The organism is Bacteroidales bacterium (assembly GCA_035647615.1).
Taxonomy (GTDB): domain Bacteria; phylum Bacteroidota; class Bacteroidia; order Bacteroidales; family 4484-276; genus SABY01.
Window position 1 is genome coordinate 1 of the sequence record DASRND010000034.1, and the last position, 17,613, is coordinate 17,613.

General features: G+C 46.1%; 13 protein-coding genes. 8 read left to right on the forward strand and 5 right to left on the reverse strand.

Going from position 1 to position 17,613, the window contains the following annotated elements:
* Nucleotides 1–397 precede the first annotated feature (397 nt).
* Nucleotides 398–544, reverse strand: coding sequence for a hypothetical protein (locus VFC92_11165; protein ID HZK08748.1), 147 nt, complete (start codon nucleotides 542–544; stop codon nucleotides 398–400).
* A gap of 421 nt (nucleotides 545–965) precedes the next feature.
* On the opposite strand from VFC92_11165, the gene VFC92_11170 reads away from it, so the two are divergent.
* From VFC92_11170 to VFC92_11180, 3 genes are all read left to right on the forward strand, one after another.
* Nucleotides 966–1,520, forward strand: coding sequence for an RNA polymerase sigma factor (locus VFC92_11170; protein ID HZK08749.1), 555 nt, complete (start codon nucleotides 966–968; stop codon nucleotides 1,518–1,520).
* Nucleotides 1,513–2,967: an outer membrane beta-barrel protein gene (locus tag VFC92_11175; protein ID HZK08750.1), complete on the forward strand. Its 1,455-nt coding sequence runs from the start codon at nucleotides 1,513–1,515 to the stop codon at nucleotides 2,965–2,967. Before VFC92_11170 ends, VFC92_11175 begins: the two co-directional genes overlap by 8 nt.
* 183 nt (nucleotides 2,968–3,150) lie before the next feature.
* Nucleotides 3,151–5,097 (forward strand): M1 family aminopeptidase, encoded by a 1,947-nt coding sequence (locus VFC92_11180; protein HZK08751.1) that lies wholly within the window; start codon nucleotides 3,151–3,153, stop codon nucleotides 5,095–5,097.
* A 16-nt stretch (nucleotides 5,098–5,113) separates the two neighbouring features.
* On the opposite strand, the gene gpmI is transcribed toward VFC92_11180, so the two are convergent.
* Complete coding sequence (gene gpmI, locus VFC92_11185) at nucleotides 5,114–6,646, reverse strand: 2,3-bisphosphoglycerate-independent phosphoglycerate mutase (GenBank protein ID HZK08752.1); 1,533 nt, start codon at nucleotides 6,644–6,646, stop codon at nucleotides 5,114–5,116.
* Nucleotides 6,647–6,813: 167 nt separating this feature from the next.
* Here gpmI and VFC92_11190 point away from each other — a divergent pair, with 167 nt between their 5' ends.
* Nucleotides 6,814–7,533 carry a metallophosphoesterase family protein gene (locus VFC92_11190; protein HZK08753.1) on the forward strand — a complete coding sequence of 240 codons (720 nt, stop codon included), beginning with the start codon at nucleotides 6,814–6,816 and terminating at the stop codon, nucleotides 7,531–7,533.
* A gap of 192 nt (nucleotides 7,534–7,725) precedes the next feature.
* Here the strand turns inward: VFC92_11190 and holA are convergent, their stop codons facing one another.
* Nucleotides 7,726–8,739 carry a DNA polymerase III subunit delta gene (holA, locus tag VFC92_11195; GenBank protein HZK08754.1) on the reverse strand — a complete coding sequence of 338 codons (1,014 nt, stop codon included), beginning with the start codon at nucleotides 8,737–8,739 and terminating at the stop codon, nucleotides 7,726–7,728.
* A 16-nt stretch (nucleotides 8,740–8,755) separates the two neighbouring features.
* Nucleotides 8,756–9,526, reverse strand: coding sequence for an AMP nucleosidase (locus tag VFC92_11200; GenBank protein ID HZK08755.1), 771 nt, complete (start codon nucleotides 9,524–9,526; stop codon nucleotides 8,756–8,758).
* A gap of 60 nt (nucleotides 9,527–9,586) precedes the next feature.
* Between VFC92_11200 and VFC92_11205 the strand changes: the two genes are divergently transcribed.
* The gene (locus VFC92_11205; protein HZK08756.1) at nucleotides 9,587–10,054 is read left to right on the forward strand and encodes a type I restriction enzyme HsdR N-terminal domain-containing protein; all 468 of its coding nucleotides are present in this window, start codon (nucleotides 9,587–9,589) and stop codon (nucleotides 10,052–10,054) included.
* On the opposite strand, the gene VFC92_11210 is transcribed toward VFC92_11205, so the two are convergent.
* Nucleotides 10,051–10,926: a transglutaminase-like domain-containing protein gene (locus VFC92_11210; GenBank protein ID HZK08757.1), complete on the reverse strand. Its 876-nt coding sequence runs from the start codon at nucleotides 10,924–10,926 to the stop codon at nucleotides 10,051–10,053. The two genes, VFC92_11205 and VFC92_11210, sit on opposite strands and share 4 nt — an antisense overlap.
* A gap of 108 nt (nucleotides 10,927–11,034) precedes the next feature.
* On the opposite strand from VFC92_11210, the gene VFC92_11215 reads away from it, so the two are divergent.
* The 3 genes from VFC92_11215 to VFC92_11225 all read left to right on the forward strand — a co-directional run bounded on the left by VFC92_11215 (nucleotide 11,035) and on the right by VFC92_11225 (nucleotide 17,602).
* Nucleotides 11,035–11,853 carry a glucosaminidase domain-containing protein gene (locus VFC92_11215; GenBank protein HZK08758.1) on the forward strand — a complete coding sequence of 273 codons (819 nt, stop codon included), beginning with the start codon at nucleotides 11,035–11,037 and terminating at the stop codon, nucleotides 11,851–11,853.
* A gap of 41 nt (nucleotides 11,854–11,894) precedes the next feature.
* Nucleotides 11,895–15,383 (forward strand): S8 family serine peptidase, encoded by a 3,489-nt coding sequence (locus VFC92_11220; GenBank protein ID HZK08759.1) that lies wholly within the window; start codon nucleotides 11,895–11,897, stop codon nucleotides 15,381–15,383.
* 191 nt (nucleotides 15,384–15,574) lie between these two features.
* The gene (locus tag VFC92_11225; protein ID HZK08760.1) at nucleotides 15,575–17,602 is read left to right on the forward strand and encodes a tetratricopeptide repeat protein; all 2,028 of its coding nucleotides are present in this window, start codon (nucleotides 15,575–15,577) and stop codon (nucleotides 17,600–17,602) included.
* Nucleotides 17,603–17,613: the final 11 nt, after the last annotated feature.

Genomic DNA, 17,613 nt, shown 5'->3' on the forward strand with positions numbered 1-17,613 from the left:
ATCATGACCCCATCCCCGCCCCTTCCCCTTTAGGAGAAGGGAGGCCAGCCGCACAAGCCACAACAGCGGCTAGTGCGCAGGCATCCTCGCCGTTGGCTGACGGAGGATTTAGAGGGGGTCTTAGGAAGTTGCTATTTCAAAAAGAGCTGGTGAAAAAGCCCTTAAATAGTTACAGTAAATCCCAACCATCAAATTTCAAATACGCTTAACGGTTTGGGCTTTTGGAATTTGAGATTTATTTGGAACTTGCCTTTTTGCTTTTTGGGATTTTTCATTTGGATAATATCCAAAAATAACAAAGCCGCCCAGCTTTATGCCGGGCGGCTTTTTTTCACTAAATCAAATTAATTTAACTAACTCAAAAAGCTATTCATGAAAAAACCAATCATTCATATTTTTAGAGCGGGAGAAAAGTATTTTTAATCACGCTTTCGGTGGCAATGAGCAAGATGATAAAGGCAAACAGCAGGAAATAGAAAATAGACTTGGATTCGAGCAGGTTGAATTTTCCGAAGGACAAGATGAAGGTGCGAATACTTTTCATAAAAAAATACATTTCAGATTATACCGCTAAGACGGCAACACTTAAAAAATGGTTGCGTAGCTTTTTAAAAAATGATCGCGGATTTTTTGAAACCATCAGCAGTAAACGATGCTCGTGATGAATTATTAATACTGTAAGATTTCCTAAACGTATAGTTACACAGTGTTACACCATGTTTTACACAGAGTAACACTGTGGGATTTTTTTTAAAAACCTCACATTTGCAAGAAGCGAAGTCGAAGGGAACAACATTTACCCTGAGCGTAGCCGAAGGGAACAACGAACAAATATCCCCATCCACGCAACCTATTTTTGAAGTTGAACGTCTAATAATTGACTTTAAAAACCGTTCTTTGAAGTATTTGAATAACTTTGTTTGACGCCAACCAGCGTGTAACAAACTATCTGTCAACTGCCAATTTTGGATTTACAAAAAATCATCGATGGATGTATCCGCGGCAACAGCCGTTCGCAGCAAGCGCTTTACGACATGTTTGCCGACGAGATGTTTGCTGTATGCATTTACTACTCGCCTACACGCGACGAAGCCGAAGATACGCTCCACGAAGGTTTCCTAAAGGTGTTTCAAAACATCGCAGGATTTAAAGGCTCCGGATCGCTCAAAGGATGGATACGTCGCATACTCATCAACACCGCGCTGGAGAAATACCGGCGCAAAAACCTGATGTATGTTACCGATGGCGACGACATCAGCCGCTACGAAGACAGCGACCGCGAGGACATCATCAGCAACATCACTGCCGACGACCTGATGCAACTCATCCAAGAGCTGACACCACAGTACCGCATGGTTTTCAACTTGTATGCTTTGGAAGGTTATTCGCACAAAGAAATCGCCGAAAAGCTTGGGATTTCTGAAGGCACCTCCAAATCGAATTTGTCACGGGCAAGGTTAATACTTCAAAAAAGGGTGAAGGAATATTTTTATTTATCATCATCACAAATAAATGTCTGATAACAGTCATAATATCGACAAGCTCTTCCGCGAGAAGTTGCAGGGACATAAAGTTGCGGCTCCTGCCGACGGCTGGTTGCGGCTTGAGGAAACGCTGCACAAGCCAGCTCGGCGCCGTATGCTCTGGATTCCGCGCGCTGCGGCCGCTGCCGTATTAGTGATGCTCGCTTTTGGCGCAGGCTTTTTCTGGTCGGATTATTATCGTGACAACAACTTGCGCACACAGGCAGAGGTATCCACTGTAATTGTCAAACCCAATGCCGACAATCCGAAAACTAAGGCTATTGATGGTAATGTTACGATAGCTTCTGAAGTTTCTACCGAAAAAAATTCATCTGCAACATCTGCCGAAAGGCAAAGAATTGCTACTGCCAATGCAGGTTCCGGTCAAGCTGAAACAGATTTTTATAATAAAACACCAGAAGGACATTCACTTACAAAAGCAGCTTTGTCGCAGCTCATCCCGTTGAAAGTGGCATTGTCCGGAAAAAATATCATCATCACCCCGCCACACACGCAACTGCGACAGCCCGTCATGCTACCCGCAAGCGCCACGGAGCATTATGCTTTTTTGTTTGACAATTATCAAATGCCCACAGATGACCCGGTGATACTGATGGACGATGAGATGCTGCAGCGCCTGCTGCTGGGCGAAGATGCGTTTGCCTATGAGAATCAAACCACCGAAGAAAACACTGCCCCAAAAGGGTGGAGCATCGGCGGGCAACTTTCGCCTTCCTATTCATACCGCACGCTCACTGGGGATGCGTATTCTACCCCTAAGGAAAAAGTAGGAACCGAATATTTTAACGAAATGGAATCGGGCATCATGTCCGTTGGTGGCGGCATCAGCTTGGACTATCAGTTGGGCGAACGCCTGACGATAGCTTCCGGGCTTTACCTTTCGCGCATCGGCCAGCAAAACGAGTCGGTACTGGCTTACAACGATCCCGACGGCCATGGCATGTACAAACTGGCCACTTCCACAGGCTCTGTATCGGTAAATCCTGTGCAGTTTTCACCGGTACTTGCCGAACTGACAGCCAGCGCCAAAGATGAAATTCCCGGCGACTACGTTGCCAACAGCAGTTTTGTGCAAAACCTCGACTACCTGGAGGTGCCGCTTGTATTGAAATACAAGCTGCTGGACAAAAGATTTGAAATAAATCTCATGGGAGGTATCAGCCCCGGAATACTCGTGAACAACCGCTCCTACTTTGAGTTTGAAGGGCATAAGATGCAAACCGGAACCACCGAAAATATTCAGCCCATGATTTACAACAGTGTGCTGGGAATCGGGATGGAATATGCCATCAGCAAGAAAGTATCCGTCAATCTGGCGCCCTCCTTCAAATATTCACTTACGCCGGTAAACAACTCCAACAACCTCGGCTATCACCCCTACTCGCTGAGTTGGTTCACGGGTGTGAGTTACAAGCTGTATTAATCGCTGCCCCGCCTTGATTGCCACCATCCGGTTCTATAAATTTTTCAAAAGTCTTCATTCCGTTATTATGTAATTTAGCCAATTATTAATTGGGTATGAATTTACCATTACGCCTGATTCATGAAAAATGCTTCATTAGCATCCTTTTTTGTTTTTTGTTGTTAATGAAAAAAAAGAAGACCTATGAAATTATCTGCCACAATCTTGTTTTTTATTTTACTGCTTTATGCAATCCCAATGGCGGCACAGCTGCGGCCGTTTGAAGATAATACCGAAGCAATAGCCAAAGCCGAAAGCCGCCGCTTTTCTTTTGAGGCGCAGACGGACGCAGTGCCTGCAGGCGAAAATATCGACATCATCCACACCTGCTTCCGGTGGCAGCTCGATCCGGCAGTGATTTACATCAGCGGAAGCGTAACACATACTTTCGTTACGCTTGCCGATGCTGTGCAAGAGATCACCCTGAAACTTAACAATATTATGACAATCGATTCGATCATCTATCATGGAGAGCCGATTGCACATGAATATTTGTCGGAATATCTTTTTAAAATAATGCTACCTGAAACACTGCCTGGTGGCACAACAGATTCTATTCAGATTTTCTATCAGGGTGCCCCGCAGCAAGGACAGGGATTTGGCGCCTTTGAACAGGCTTATCACAACGAAGTGCCTGTAATCTGGACACTTTCCGAACCTTATGGCGCCAAAGAATGGTGGCCCGGAAAAAACGACCTCACCGACAAGATCGATTCGATAGACATAATTGTTACCACGCCCGTCACTTACCGGGTGGCAAGCAATGGCATGCTGATAAGCGAAACCAGCACCAATGGAATGGCTACCTTCCACTGGCAGCATCGCTATCCCATCGCGAGCTATCTGGTGGCAATCGCAGTGACCAACTATGCCAGATTTACAAAATACACCATCTCTGCCGGCGACACCCTGCCTCTCATCAACTACTTTTATCCCGAAGATTCCGCCATAGGCCTTTTAGAAAGCGGCAACACTGACGAAATGATCCGCATCTACGACAGCCTCTTTGGGCCGTATCCATTCGCTGGCGAAAAATATGGCCATGCACAGTTTTCGTGGCCGGGCGGCATGGAACACCAAACGATGAGTTTTATGGGCGGCTTTGGCCACGACCTGCGCTCACACGAGCTGGCGCACTCCTGGTTTGGCAACAAGATCACCCTGGGTTCCTGGCAGCATATTTTTCTCAACGAAGCCTTTGCCACCTATGCCACCGGCCTCACCTTCGAGGAGATGTACGATGGCTACTACTGGGACATCTGGAAAAGCAATACCATCAACTCGGTGCTCTCTGCCCCCGACGGATCGGTTTTCGTAGAAGATACCGCCGACATCAGCAGGCTTTTCAGCGCGCGACTGTCGTATTACAAAGCTGCGATGTTGCTGCACATGCTGCGCTGGAAGATAGGCGACGAAGCGTTTTTTACAGCTTTGCGCAATTATGTAGCCGACCCGGCGCTGGCCTATCGCTTTGCCACGCTGCAGGATTTAATTTATCATCTGCAAAGTACCAGCGGAATTGACTTAACCGAGTTTTTTGACGATTGGTATTATGGCGAAGGGTATCCGCGCTATGGCATCAACTTGACGCAGCTCGAGGATGGTAAGATAAAAATCATCATCCATCAGCAGCAGTCACACCCGTCGGTAGATTTTTATGAAATACCAGTGCCGGTTACAGTTTACGGTACTACCGACAGCATCGTTTACCGCTGTGATCCACAGTTTTCGGGGCAGGAATTTATTTTTGAGAATCCCGGCTTTGAAATGATTTCGGCCAGCTTTGATCCGGAACGCTGGCTTCTGGCAAGTCTCGATTACCTTTCACTTTCGGCTGATGAGCCGGACATCCAAACAATAAATATCTATCCAAACCCGGCAACCAAAGCGGTGCATATTTTTGTTCCTGATCTCAAAATCAAAAAAATATCCATCACCGACGAGGGCGGCAAAAAGGTGTTTGACCAAAATTACAATGTGGTGAATGAAACCATTGTAGTGGATGTTTCATCCTGGAAACCGGGCGTTTATTTCGTTACCATCAAAACAGACCAAGGTGTGGTAAACGGAAAAATCGTCACCACACGGTAAAAAAAACACAAAAATATTATTGGAATAAAACCTTCCCGGTCATCTCCTTTGGAATATCCATGCCCATCAGCGCCAGGATGGTTGGGGCTATATCGGCAAGGATTCCGTTGCTGATTTTTTTATACCTTTCGGAAACCAGGATACATGGCACGGGATTAAGCGAGTGCGCCGTATTGGGCGAACCATCAGGATTAACGGCATTGTCGGCGTTGCCATGGTCAGCAATAATCAATACTTCATAACCATTTGCTTTTGCTGCATCAACAACTTCATGCACACATTGATCAACAGTGGCAACGGCCTTTAAAATGGCTTCATAAACTCCGGTGTGCCCTACCATATCGCCATTGGCAAAATTGAGGCATACAAAATCGACCTCCTGTTTTTTCAGCTCTTCCACTATAGCATCCTTTACGAGGAAAGCACTCATTTCGGGTTGCAAATCATAGGTGGCTACTTTGGGCGACTGTATTAAAATGCGTTTTTCACCTTCAAACTCTTGCTCCCTGCCCCCCGAAAAGAAAAAGGTAACATGGGCATATTTTTCGGTTTCGGCTATCCTGATTTGTTTTTTGCCAGCGGCTGACACCACTGCCCCAATCGTATTCTCCACATTGTCTTTATCATAAATTACATTGATACCCTTAAAAGAATCATCGTAATTGGCCATGGTATAATATTGCAAATCGAGGGTGTGCATGCCATGTTCTGGTAAGTTCTTCTGTGTAAGTGCAGTTGTAATCTGGCGTAGCCTGTCAGTCCTGAAATTAAAACAAATCACCACATCATCTTCTTTGATTTCGCCAATGGGCTTGTCATTTCCATCGACCATAACTATAGGTTTGATGAATTCATCCGTCACAGCTTCATCGTACGATTCCTGCATCGACTGTAGAATATCAGTTGAATGTTTGCCTTGCCCATTCACCATCAGATCGTAACCCATTTTTATCCTTTCCCAACGCTTGTCCCGATCCATAGTATAGTAGCGACCAGTAAGTGAGGCTATCTGTCCATTTGAATGCTGCAGATGATTGAGTAGGTTTTTTACAAATCCTTTTCCACTTTTTGGATCGGTATCGCGGCCATCAGTGAGAGCATGAATAAAAACATTTTCCAATCCGTAATCCATGGTTAAATCGCAAAGTTTATAAAGGTGCGTATCCATTGAATGTACGCCGCCATCAGAAACCAACCCGAGGAAATGAACAGCTTTGTTATTTTCTTTTGCATAGGTAAATGCTTTTACCAGCTGTGGATTCTTTGCTATCGAATTATCTTTTACTGCCAGATTGATCCTCACCAAATCCTGGTAAATAATCCTCCCGGCACCAATATTGAGGTGGCCAACTTCCGAGTTTCCCATTTGTCCGTCGGGCAGGCCAACGTTTTCACCGCTGGTCAGCAATTCAGCGTTTGGATATTTTTTCATCAGGCCGTCGATGTAAGGCGTTTTTCCGTTAAAAATCGCATCAGCTCTCGATTTGTCCCCTTTTCCCCATCCGTCAAGGATCATTAATAATACTTTTCTATTACTATCGTGTGTCATATGTTCTTAATTTTAAATCTATCAAATAAACAACAATCTAGTGATTTTAGCCTTTAAGTGTGCAAAATTAGCTTTTCATGATGGAACAATCAACAAGAAGGCTTTGTTTTGCGGGTTGTTTTGCCAAAATTTCATTGTATTTTTGTTTTTTTTTAAATAATTATTAAATGAAAAAGTGGGTTATCCCCGACATCCACGGATGTGCGAAAACACTAAAGGTTCTGCTGGAACGACAAATACAGCCCTTCAGGGATGATTTGCTGATATTCTTGGGCGACTACATCGACCGCGGGCCTGACTCCAAAGGTGTGGTTGATTATCTTATGCAACTTCAGGCCGATGGTCAGCAGATGATTGCCCTGCGAGGCAACCACGAAGAGTATCTGCTGTTGGCCAACGAAAAAGACAAAGAGCTGCAGAAAGGTTTCTTTTCCAAACTAAAGAAAAACCATCTCTTCGACAAGTGGCAGCGACATGGCGGCAACAACACCCTGCAGAGCTTTGGCATAAAACATCCGCGACAGTTGCCTCAGATTTATTTGGATTGGTTTGACAGCCTGCAGCTTTTTGCACAGCAGGAGAATTTCCTCTTCGTCCATGCCGGGCTCAACTTTGAGCGACGCGATCCGCTGGAGGATAAGCATGCCATGCTCTGGAGCCGGTCGTTTGTAGCAAACCCCGAAAAAATTGGAGGGCGCGTTGTAGTTCATGGCCACGTGCCTGTGAGCCTTTCTTTTATCCAAAGCCAGATAGCCGACGAAACAAGTAAATACATCCCGCTCGACAACGGCTGTTATTTGAGTGGTAATAATGGAATGGGAAATCTACTGGCTTTCGAGCTTACTACCCGCCAGCTTTTGGTGCAGCCAGGTTTGGATTTTGTGTAAAACCATCTTTAGCTCTCAATTCATGTGTTCGGATTAGGTTTTATCTAAGCCGTATCTATTCTTGCAGGCTGTGCCTGCTTTTTTATAAAATAAGAGCGTAATGAAAAACAGGCAAAGCCTGTAAAAATAAACAGGACGGGGTACAGCCTCGTCTAAACACCCAGTCTCAGTCGGCGGCCTTCAGCCCTAATCCTACCGGATCATTATAATTTTATAAACGAGCTCGCGCAGCAGCTCGCCATCCTGCACCGCCGCACTGTCGACGCCTTTGGCCATCTGGTCGTACTGGCGCAGCAACCCAAGTACGCAGCGCACCTGTGTGGTGGTATAATTTTTAGCTGCCTGCTGATAATCTTGTACAAAAAAAGGACTTACAGATAACTGTGAAGCGGCATTCCTCTGACTTTTATCTTTTAGAAACTGGTAATGAAACACCTTGCGGAAATAGGCAAAAAGCATCACCAGCACGAATACTGCCGAAAACTCTTTGGGGTTGCTGCCAAAGTAATTAACAATGCTGATGGCGCGCGGAAAGTCGCGCTTTCCCAGCGCATTTTGCAATTCAAAAATATTGTAGTCCTTGCTGATACCGATATTTTGTTCCACATTTTCAGCCGTAATTTCCGCTCCCGTCTCCAGATTTAGCACCAGCTTACCTATCTCATTTTCTATTTTACTAAGATTGGTTCCGAGGCTCACTGCCAGGAGTTGGGTTACTGATGGTGATAAAGTGAATCCACGGGCAGTTATTTGCTTTTGAATAAAGTCGGGCACCTGGTTTTCATAGAGCTGCTTCGATTCAAAAAACACTGTGTTGCTTTTGAGCAGTTTTCCCAATTTGGTTCGGGCATCAACTTTTTTGTATTTATAATCAAAAACCAAAACCGTCGAAGGAACCGGCTTTTGCAGGTAAGCCAGCAGGCTTTTGCTGTCGGCAAGCTGACGCAGATGCTGTGCTTCGCGCACAATCACCACGCGGTGGCTGGCCATAGCGGGGTATTCCTTGGCATACGAAACTATCTGGTCTTCGGTAGTTTCGAGGCCGTAGAGCACGGTGAGGTTAAAGCTCTTCTCATCGTCGGTGAGCACCTCATCTTCGAGCATGCGACTGATCTTATCGATAAAAAAAGGCTCATCGCCGGTTAAAAAATATACCGGGTCGAAAATCTTTTTTTTGATACGTTCGACGATAGTTCCAAAATCCATTACAAAAAGATATTTTTTAAAACCGCAGGTGTTTAACGGTCTGACGGTTTTCGATGAGTTGCTTCAGTGAATCGATGCCGATAAGAAGGTGGTCGTTAAGGAAACGGTCGGTGACGAGCTGATCGCTGGATTCGGTTTTTACGCCGGTAGAAATCATGGGCTGGTCGGATACCAGCAGCAGTGCGCCGGTAGGAATTTCGTTGGCAAAGCCTACTATAAAAATGGTAGCTGTTTCCAGGTCGATGGCCATGCTGCGTGTTTTGCGCAGGTGTTTTTTCACCTTGTCGTCGTGCTCCCACACGCGGCGGTTGGTGGTATATACTGTCCCGGTCCAGTAGTCGCGGCCATGCTCGCGGATGGCGGTGGAGATAGCTTTTTGCAGGTTAAAGGCAGGCAGCGCTGGCACTTCTATCGGGAAGTAATCGTTGGAAACACCATCGCCTCGGATGGCTGCGATGGGAAGGATCAGGTCGCCCAGCTGGTTTTTCTTTTTCAGCCCGCCACATTTTCCCAAAAACAGAGCGGCTTTGGGTTTGATGGCGCTCAGCAAATCCATAATGGTAGCGGCGTTTGCACTTCCCATTCCAAATTTTATCATGGTAATGTCGCCAGCAGTAGCGCTGGGCATGGAACGATCCAGCCCTTTTATCTCTACGTTGTTCATCTCAGCAAACAATTCGAGGTATTTGGTGAAATTTACAAGAAGGATGTATTTGCCGAAATCTTCAATTTGTGTCCCGGTGTAACGCGGCAGCCAATTTAAAACGATATCTTTTTTGGTCTTCATAAACTAAATTTTGGCAGCAAAAGTAATGGAAAAGCGCCTATAAAAGATACTTTTGCACCAATGACTGAAAACATTCAACAGCTCAACTTGCCAGAATATGCGCTGCGCTTGCGCGAACAGGACGGCCGTCGCGAAATCTTCGACAGCATCCGGCGCCTGTGGGTTGCCCTCACGCCCGAGGAGTGGGTGCGCCAAAACTTTGTACGCTACCTGGTAACGGAGAAACAAATGCCTGAAATGCTTATCGCAATAGAAAAATCATTGACTTTAAACAGCCTTACCAAACGAACGGATATACTTGTCCACAGTCGTCAGGGCAAGCCTTTGCTGCTGGTCGAATGCAAAGCGCCGCAGGTAGCCATCGACCAAAAAGTGTTCGAGCAAATAGGCCGTTACAATCTGGCGCTACAGGTAAAATATCTGGTGGTAACCAACGGCCTGCAGCACTATTGCGCACGCATTGATTGGCAAAATCAGCAATTTAATTTTTTAAAAGAGGTACCCGATTACACCCAACTCGAAGACTAATCCAGCGCCTGCTGTAGTTTTTTCAGCTCAGCAGCCTTGTCGGGATTTCTGGAGTTTTCGTAAGAAAAAATGAGATTATTCATTACCCGCCTGATGATGGTGACATTGTCGCAAGGCAAAAAATAACGGTCTTCCTGCTCCAGATTGATCTGTCGCAAAAACATCTCTACCTCGCGCTGGGTAAATACCGCTCCATTGTTGAAAACATTCAGGTAAAACTGAACCTGCCTACGCGTCACTGTGGAGTAGTCAGTTACAAAATCGTTGAGGTAGGCCAGGATAAAATTCTGTGGAAGATTGATTCCGTAAATCGGCACTTTTAGACTTTGTGCTACCACCATATAAATGATACTCAAAGAAATCGGGTTGGCCTTGCGCGTTTCGAGTACCGTATTGACATACGAATTTTGCGGCGACTGAATATCACGTTTGTTGCCGCGGAAGCCATGCACGTCATAAAAAATATGGTTAATAATTTTTACCTTTTCCAGCGGCGTGAGGTTGTTGTTGATTTCGAGCCACACATCCTGAATGATCTGACCAACCTGGTCGGTGATGGTTTTTTCGTTGAGCTCCGGATATTGATATTTGGCTACCAGAATAAAACCGGCAAGCAGATCCTGATTGGGTGTATTGCGCCAAAGGTTGAATTGATGAAAATTGTGATCGAATTGTATGGTATGGATAATTGTCTCAATACGCTTTTGCACCTGCCCGTCGGCGTTAGTATCCCAGGCTTCTTCGAGCAGCGGAACAGCATCTAGTCCGTAGGCAAAAATCTTATTGCGCACCTGATCAAACATGGTTTGATCGGGCTCGTCGATAAGGCTCACCAGCGCATTAAGCTCACGATTTAAAGGTTTTTCTGACATGATTAGCGTTACTTTCTATAAATAACAAAAAACATTTTTAAAGGTTATCACACAAAAATAAAATTGTAAGTTTGTGATTTACTTTTGCTTGCATGTAAACGTTCGCCTATGTTTTTAAACCACAAATCGCTCATCTTATTATTTCTGATAGCTTTTGTGCTTACGCAATGGTCGTGCCAACGTGGACGCAGCAACCAGGCTGATTCTCCGGAAGAGTGGACCACCAAAGATCTCACCGAAAGTAACCTTCAATTTATCCTGACATTTTATCCACGCATCGCAGAAGCTAATAAAAAGGTAATGACCGACCGAGCGCGCCTGCTCGATCTGCGCAACGACTACCGGTACGTCATCCGAAAAAATAATCACTTCGGTTGGATCAACCAGCTTGCCGAAGAGTATGGCTACGGCGAGAACTTTTTTAACGACAGCCTGACGCGACGGGAATACAAAGCACAAATAGACACCCTGCTCTACCGCGTCGATTATATCCCCGAAAGGCTTGTTATGGCGCAGGCTATCGTCGAGTCGGGCTGGGGAAAAAGCAAATTTGCCCGGCAAGGAAACAACTACTTTGGAATTCGATGCTACCGTCCCGGCTGCGGCATGGCTCCCCGCGACATCGATAACCCAAGCTTTTACGTGCGCTCCTTTCCCACAGCACAAGACGCTGTGGACAAATATCTGAATATGCTCAATTCAGGTTTTGCTTACGAAAATCTCAGGAAACAACGCCATTCTTTACGCATCAAAAGTAAGTACCCCGACGCATTGCTCATGACGAAGGGTTTGAAAAGATATTCAGAAAAGAAATCAGAATACATCAACCTGGTCGAATCCATCATCAACGATTATTTACCTGAAAATCTTCAGGACTTTGTCGAGTATCACAATAATTTTGATAATCTTACTGATGAAAATAACTGATACCGCTTACGCTAAATAATTTTTAACCAACACCTGATATCATGAACAAACTATTACTTGTTGCAACCGCAATCATTATAATAATTCCCGGATTATTATTTTCACAAACACCTGCCAATCGTGCAGCTTTGCAGACTTTTTCGGCTGAGAAAGAGGCCATTTTTACCAACGAAAAAAATAAAGCAACCGAATATGCTTTGCGCAATAACATCCCGCTTACCATCGAAACCGGCACCACCTTTATGGAGCTGATGCAGGTAGGCGCTGAAGGACAACTTTACTATTACACCACCCACAACGCCACTTCGGCCAAAACTACTTCCACCAACAAAGTACATCCGGGAGCCGGCTATGGTTTTGCGCTGGATGGAGCCGGAATGACAGTGCACGAGTGGGATGCCGGTGCCGTACGTGCCAACCATCAGGAATATAGCGGTCGCGTTACGCAAGTGGACAATCCATACAACACCCATTATCACTCGACACACGTGGCCGGCACCATGATAGCTTCGGGCGTGCAGAGTGCTGCAAAGGGCATGGCACCCGCCGCCCACCTCAACGCTTATGACTGGGACAACGATAAATCAGAGATGGCCGCCGCCGGAGCCAATGGCGCGCTGGTATCCAACCACTCCTACGGCTATCTCAACGGCTGGTCATCGAACGGCGGTAGCTGGACCTGGTATGGTGATCCATCCATCAGCACCCTCGAAGATTACAGCTTTGGATTTTATGATGAACAAGCCCACGACTGGGATTACATCGCGCGCAACGCACCTTATTATCTCATCGTCAAGTCGGCTGGTAACGACCGCGGAGAAGGTCCGAATGGCGGCGCTTATCCAAAGGATGGCCCTTATGATTGCATCGGCAATGCCGGTGTAGCCAAAAATATCCTTACCGTTGGTGCTGTAAACGATATCCCAAATGGATACTCCCAGCCCGGCGACGTGGTGATGAGCTCTTTCAGCTCATGGGGGCCTGCCGACGACGGACGTGTAAAGCCCGACATCGTCGCCAACGGTGTTGGCCTTTATTCCTCGGATGATGCCAGCAACAGCGCCTATGAAACACTCAGCGGTACCTCTATGTCCGGGCCATCCGCTGCCGGTTCGCTTATTTTGCTGCAGCAACATTACCAGGCCACACACGGCACAGGCAACTTGATGAAAGCTGCGACACTAAAAGCATTGGTAATAAATACCGCCGACGAGGCAGGTCCCAATTCGGGGCCAGACTATATGTTTGGCTGGGGATTACTGAACACCTACAAAGCTGCTCAAAAAATTACCGAGAGCAACTCGCTCGCTGTTATCAAAGAATACAACCTCAACAATGGCGCGACTTTTACCCGATCGGTGCAGGCTTCGGGCGATGGCCCACTGATGGTAACCATCGTTTGGACAGATGTGCCGGGCACTCCTGTGGCTCCGCAGCTCGACCCACTCGATCCGATGATCGTCAATGACCTCGATCTGCGGGTAACGCGCAACAGCTCCACCTGGTATCCCTGGAAACTCAATCCCACCAACCCGTCAGCTGCTGCCACACGCTCCGGAAAAAACTATGTGGACAATGTAGAACATCTCGTAATCGACAACCCCATCGCAGGCCAGTATTACACGATACTTGTGAATCATGCCGGCACGTTGAGCGGCGGCTCACAAGCCTACTCAATGATCGTCAGCGGTATCACGCAGCAGCCCACTGCTCCGCCGGTTGTTGATTTTCATACAGCTAACACTACCGTTTTTATAGGCGCTGATGTACAGTTTACTGATCTTTCCACTCAATTCCCCTACACCTGGAACTGGACTTTTGAAGGGGCAGTTCCGGCCACTTCTTCACAACGCAATCCTATCGTAGTTTTCGACACACCAGGAACCTACGATGTATCCTTGACCGCCTCCAACGCTTTGGGTTCCGGCACCAAAATAAAAACAAATTATGTGACCGTGGATGTGATGCCGATAAGTTACTGCACCTCGGCTGGAGGCACTTACACTTTAGAATGGATTAGCAAGACACAGTTCAACAATTTCAGCAATCCATCGGGAGCCGCGGGTTACACAGACTTTACCAATCTGGTGCTGGATTGGGAACCGGGGGAAACGATCAACTTCACGCTAACACCTGAATTTGGCACGTGGTGGACCTACAACGAGTACTGGCGCATCTGGATAGATTACAACAAAGATGGCGATTTTGATAATGCGGGCGAGCTGGTGTTTACTTCCACGGGGAGTAAACAGGCCGTTTCAGGATCGTTTGTGGTTCCCTCCACTGCCAATGGCACTACCCGCATGCGTGTCTCCATGAAATACAATGGCTTGCCCACTCCCTGCGAAAATTTCGACTATGGAGAAGTAGAAGACTACACGGTTCGCTTTAACACGCCGCTCTCTGCAACCATTGATCTACCGGAAGGATGGAGCGGTTTCTCGCTGCCTTTCGAGCCGGAACAAACCACGATAAACGATATTTTTGGTGCTTCCGCAAATGATATTATTATTTTACAAAACAATAATTCCATCTATTGGCCAGCCATGCAGATCAACACTTTTACAGGATGGGATGTTGCCACCGCCGGACAACTAAAGATGGCCCAATCGCGCCAACTCACCGTGCAAGGCACTGCTACCAGTGGCACACTGAATTTTGCTGCAGGATGGAATTATTTGCCTGTAACGAGCATGTGCAACGTTGACCTCACCGAGCTGCTGTCGCCGGTTATTGATAACGTGGTAATGGTAAAAAGTATCGCCGACATCCACGTTTTCTGGCCAGATGCTTCGGTTTATACCCTGCAGGTGCTGCAACCTGGCAAAGCTTATTTTGCCAATTTCGATGCACCGGTAACCGTTACTTTTCCGGATTGTGCCGGTAAATCATTAAAAGCTCAAAACCTAAATCCTGTTGTGCCACAGAGATGGCCAACCGTTTCGTCGACGGCTGTTTCGCACATTATTCGGATAGACGCCTCTGTTGTAAATGGGTTGGAACCTGGCGACATTTTGGGCGCCTTCACTACCTCCGGCCAATGTGCAGGAGCTGTAACCCTCACCGGCAGCGCCGATGCACTGGTACTTTGGGGCGACGACGCTACAACTTCCGCCAAAGAGGGATTTGACACCGAAGAAACCATTACTTTTCGGCATTGGGCTTTTGCCTCAGATAAGGAACAAATATGCGAAGTGGTTTTTGATGAAATGTTTCCGCAGCAGCTTCCGGAGTTTGTTGCTAATGGAATATCCGCCATCAAAGCTATCGACTTTATTACAACAATAAATGCTGGTGAGACTGCCTCCATTAACGTAAGTCCAAATCCATCGTCGGGATTATTTAACATTCAAAATTTGCGGGGAACAGAAACGGTGAAAGTGATCCGAATGGATGGCACCGCCGTAACCACCCTGTTGCCAAATGCCACAAGCTGCAAGCTCGACTTATCGCGACAAGCAGCAGGTATTTATTTATTAAAAATCACATCGGAACAAGAACATTATAGTCAAAAGATCATCATCAGATAAATCTAACATGGGGTTATGAAAAAACAGTCTTTGTTGAAATGTATGCTTGCCGGCTTGGAATTGCGAACAATTACCCGGTTATATTCACGGTGTGACTTTCAATTTCATGAATGCTGCTTTTTTTAATCCAACAGCTTGTAATCTTTCAAATTATCCTATTTTCACGCAGGTTTTTATAAAACTTTTGAACAGTGAGAACTCTGGCTTCAGCTTGCGTTTTGGTTATGAAGATGATGGATAATTTTAAAAAATCAAACCGTCGTATTCTTCTGCTTTTAATGTCGCTACCGCTCTGGGTCGGGGCGCAAACAATCAATTCCGACAGTTTGTTAAGTCTGCCTGACGCTCCGCAAGGCTCCGGACGAATTGAACTGCTTTGCCGTCTGGCCATCGAGAATTTTAATAAAAACCCCCAGGTTTCACTCGTGTATGCGAATGAGGCAGTAAGGCTTGCCCTTGAGAGCGGGAACAAAATTTCAGTAAGCGATGCCCTGAAAGTAAAAGCTGATGCCTTGTTTTATCTCGACAGCATCAAACCGGCCACATTTACTTATCTGCAGGCGCTTGAAGCGGAGGAATTACTGGAAAATCCGAGGCCTGAAAAAATGATTTATCGGTTTGCCGATATTGGTTTTTGCTACCAGGAAATGGGTTTGTTTGATAAAGCTATAAATTATTATGAAGATGCTTTGGCCATAGCCAGATCTATTGGTGATACCTTAGAAATTGCCACAAACCTGTCGAATATTGCTATTTCGTTTAAAATGCTTGGCAAATACGGAGAAGCCATTGAAGCTTTTAACCAGACGCTGGAATTGGATAAACTGCAAGGCAATGAGACTGATCTGGCCGGAGATTATAACAACATTGGCGCGGTGTATCAGGCCTGGGCTGAATATGGCCTGGCCATCGAGTTTTACGAGAAAGCGCTGGAAATCGACTTTCGCCTAAACAATCGCCACAAACTCTCAATTCGCTATAGCAATATTGCGCAGGTTTATCTGGCGTGGGACAGTATCGCGGAAGCCGTCAATTATTTTAATAAAGCGCTGGAGATAGACCGGGAGATGAATGCCTCCATTAAAATTGCAACCCGGTTGCAGGGACTCGGCATGAGTTACCTGGCAGCGAAAGATTATAGTAAAGCCATCCGACACTTGAAGGAGGCGCAAAAAACTTTTGAAACGCTGCATTACGACTTTAAAACTGCGCATGTACTGGCTGTGATTGGTCAAGCCTATATGGCACTCAACGATCAGGTAAAAGCAGAAGATTTTTACCAGCAAAGCCTTACGCTCTCGCAGCAGCTCAATCTGAAACCAACCGTTGTGGAAGCAGCTAAAGGACTTTATGACCTTTATAAAAAACAAGGGAATGATAAAAAATCGCTCACCTATTTCGAGATTTATAAAATGACCGAAGATTCCATATTTTCGGAGGCCAGCGCCCGACAGATCAATGAGTTTGAAATACGATACGAAACTGAGAAAAAGGAAAACGAAAACCGCTTGCTAACCAAAGATGTGCAGTTGCTAACCAAAGACATAGAGATAAAAACCAGGACGCAATGGCTGATGGGGACATTTATTATTGCTTTGATATTTGTTTCGCTGGCGCTGTTTTATGCCTTTCGGCTAAAGAGAAAGTCGCTGCTGCAAAGCAAGGTTTTATATGAAAAAGAAACGGAACTCAACAAGTTGAAAATTGACCAGGCTGAAAAGCGGAACCAGCACCTGCAGGAGGTTCTATTTGCTGAGAAAGAAATCAAGCGCTTGCAGGCAGCAAGCCTCGAGCAGAAAAACCACGAGCTGACCTCAGCAGCCATTCTTATTGCCAACAAAAATGAGGTGTTCGACAATCTGGCCAAACTTGCCGATAAAATGGATTGCGAAAATGGCCAGGGACATCCGGAAATTAAAAAAGAGATGCTGCGTGAGATTGAGCGCCAGACCGACATCGAAAACCAGTGGGAACAATTCAAGGGGCATTTCGAAAGCATTCATAAATCCTTTTTTTCCACTTTGCGTGAAAACAACGCAACACTCACGCAGCCCGACCTGCAGTTGTGCGCCTACATCAAGCTAAACATGGCCACCAAAGAGATTGCCCGGCTGATGAACATCACCCCCGAATCGGTGAACACCCACCGCTACCGCTTGCGCAAAAAGCTGACTTTACCCTCCGAAGAAACGCTGGACAGCTTTATTCACACTATTTAAAACATCAAAAG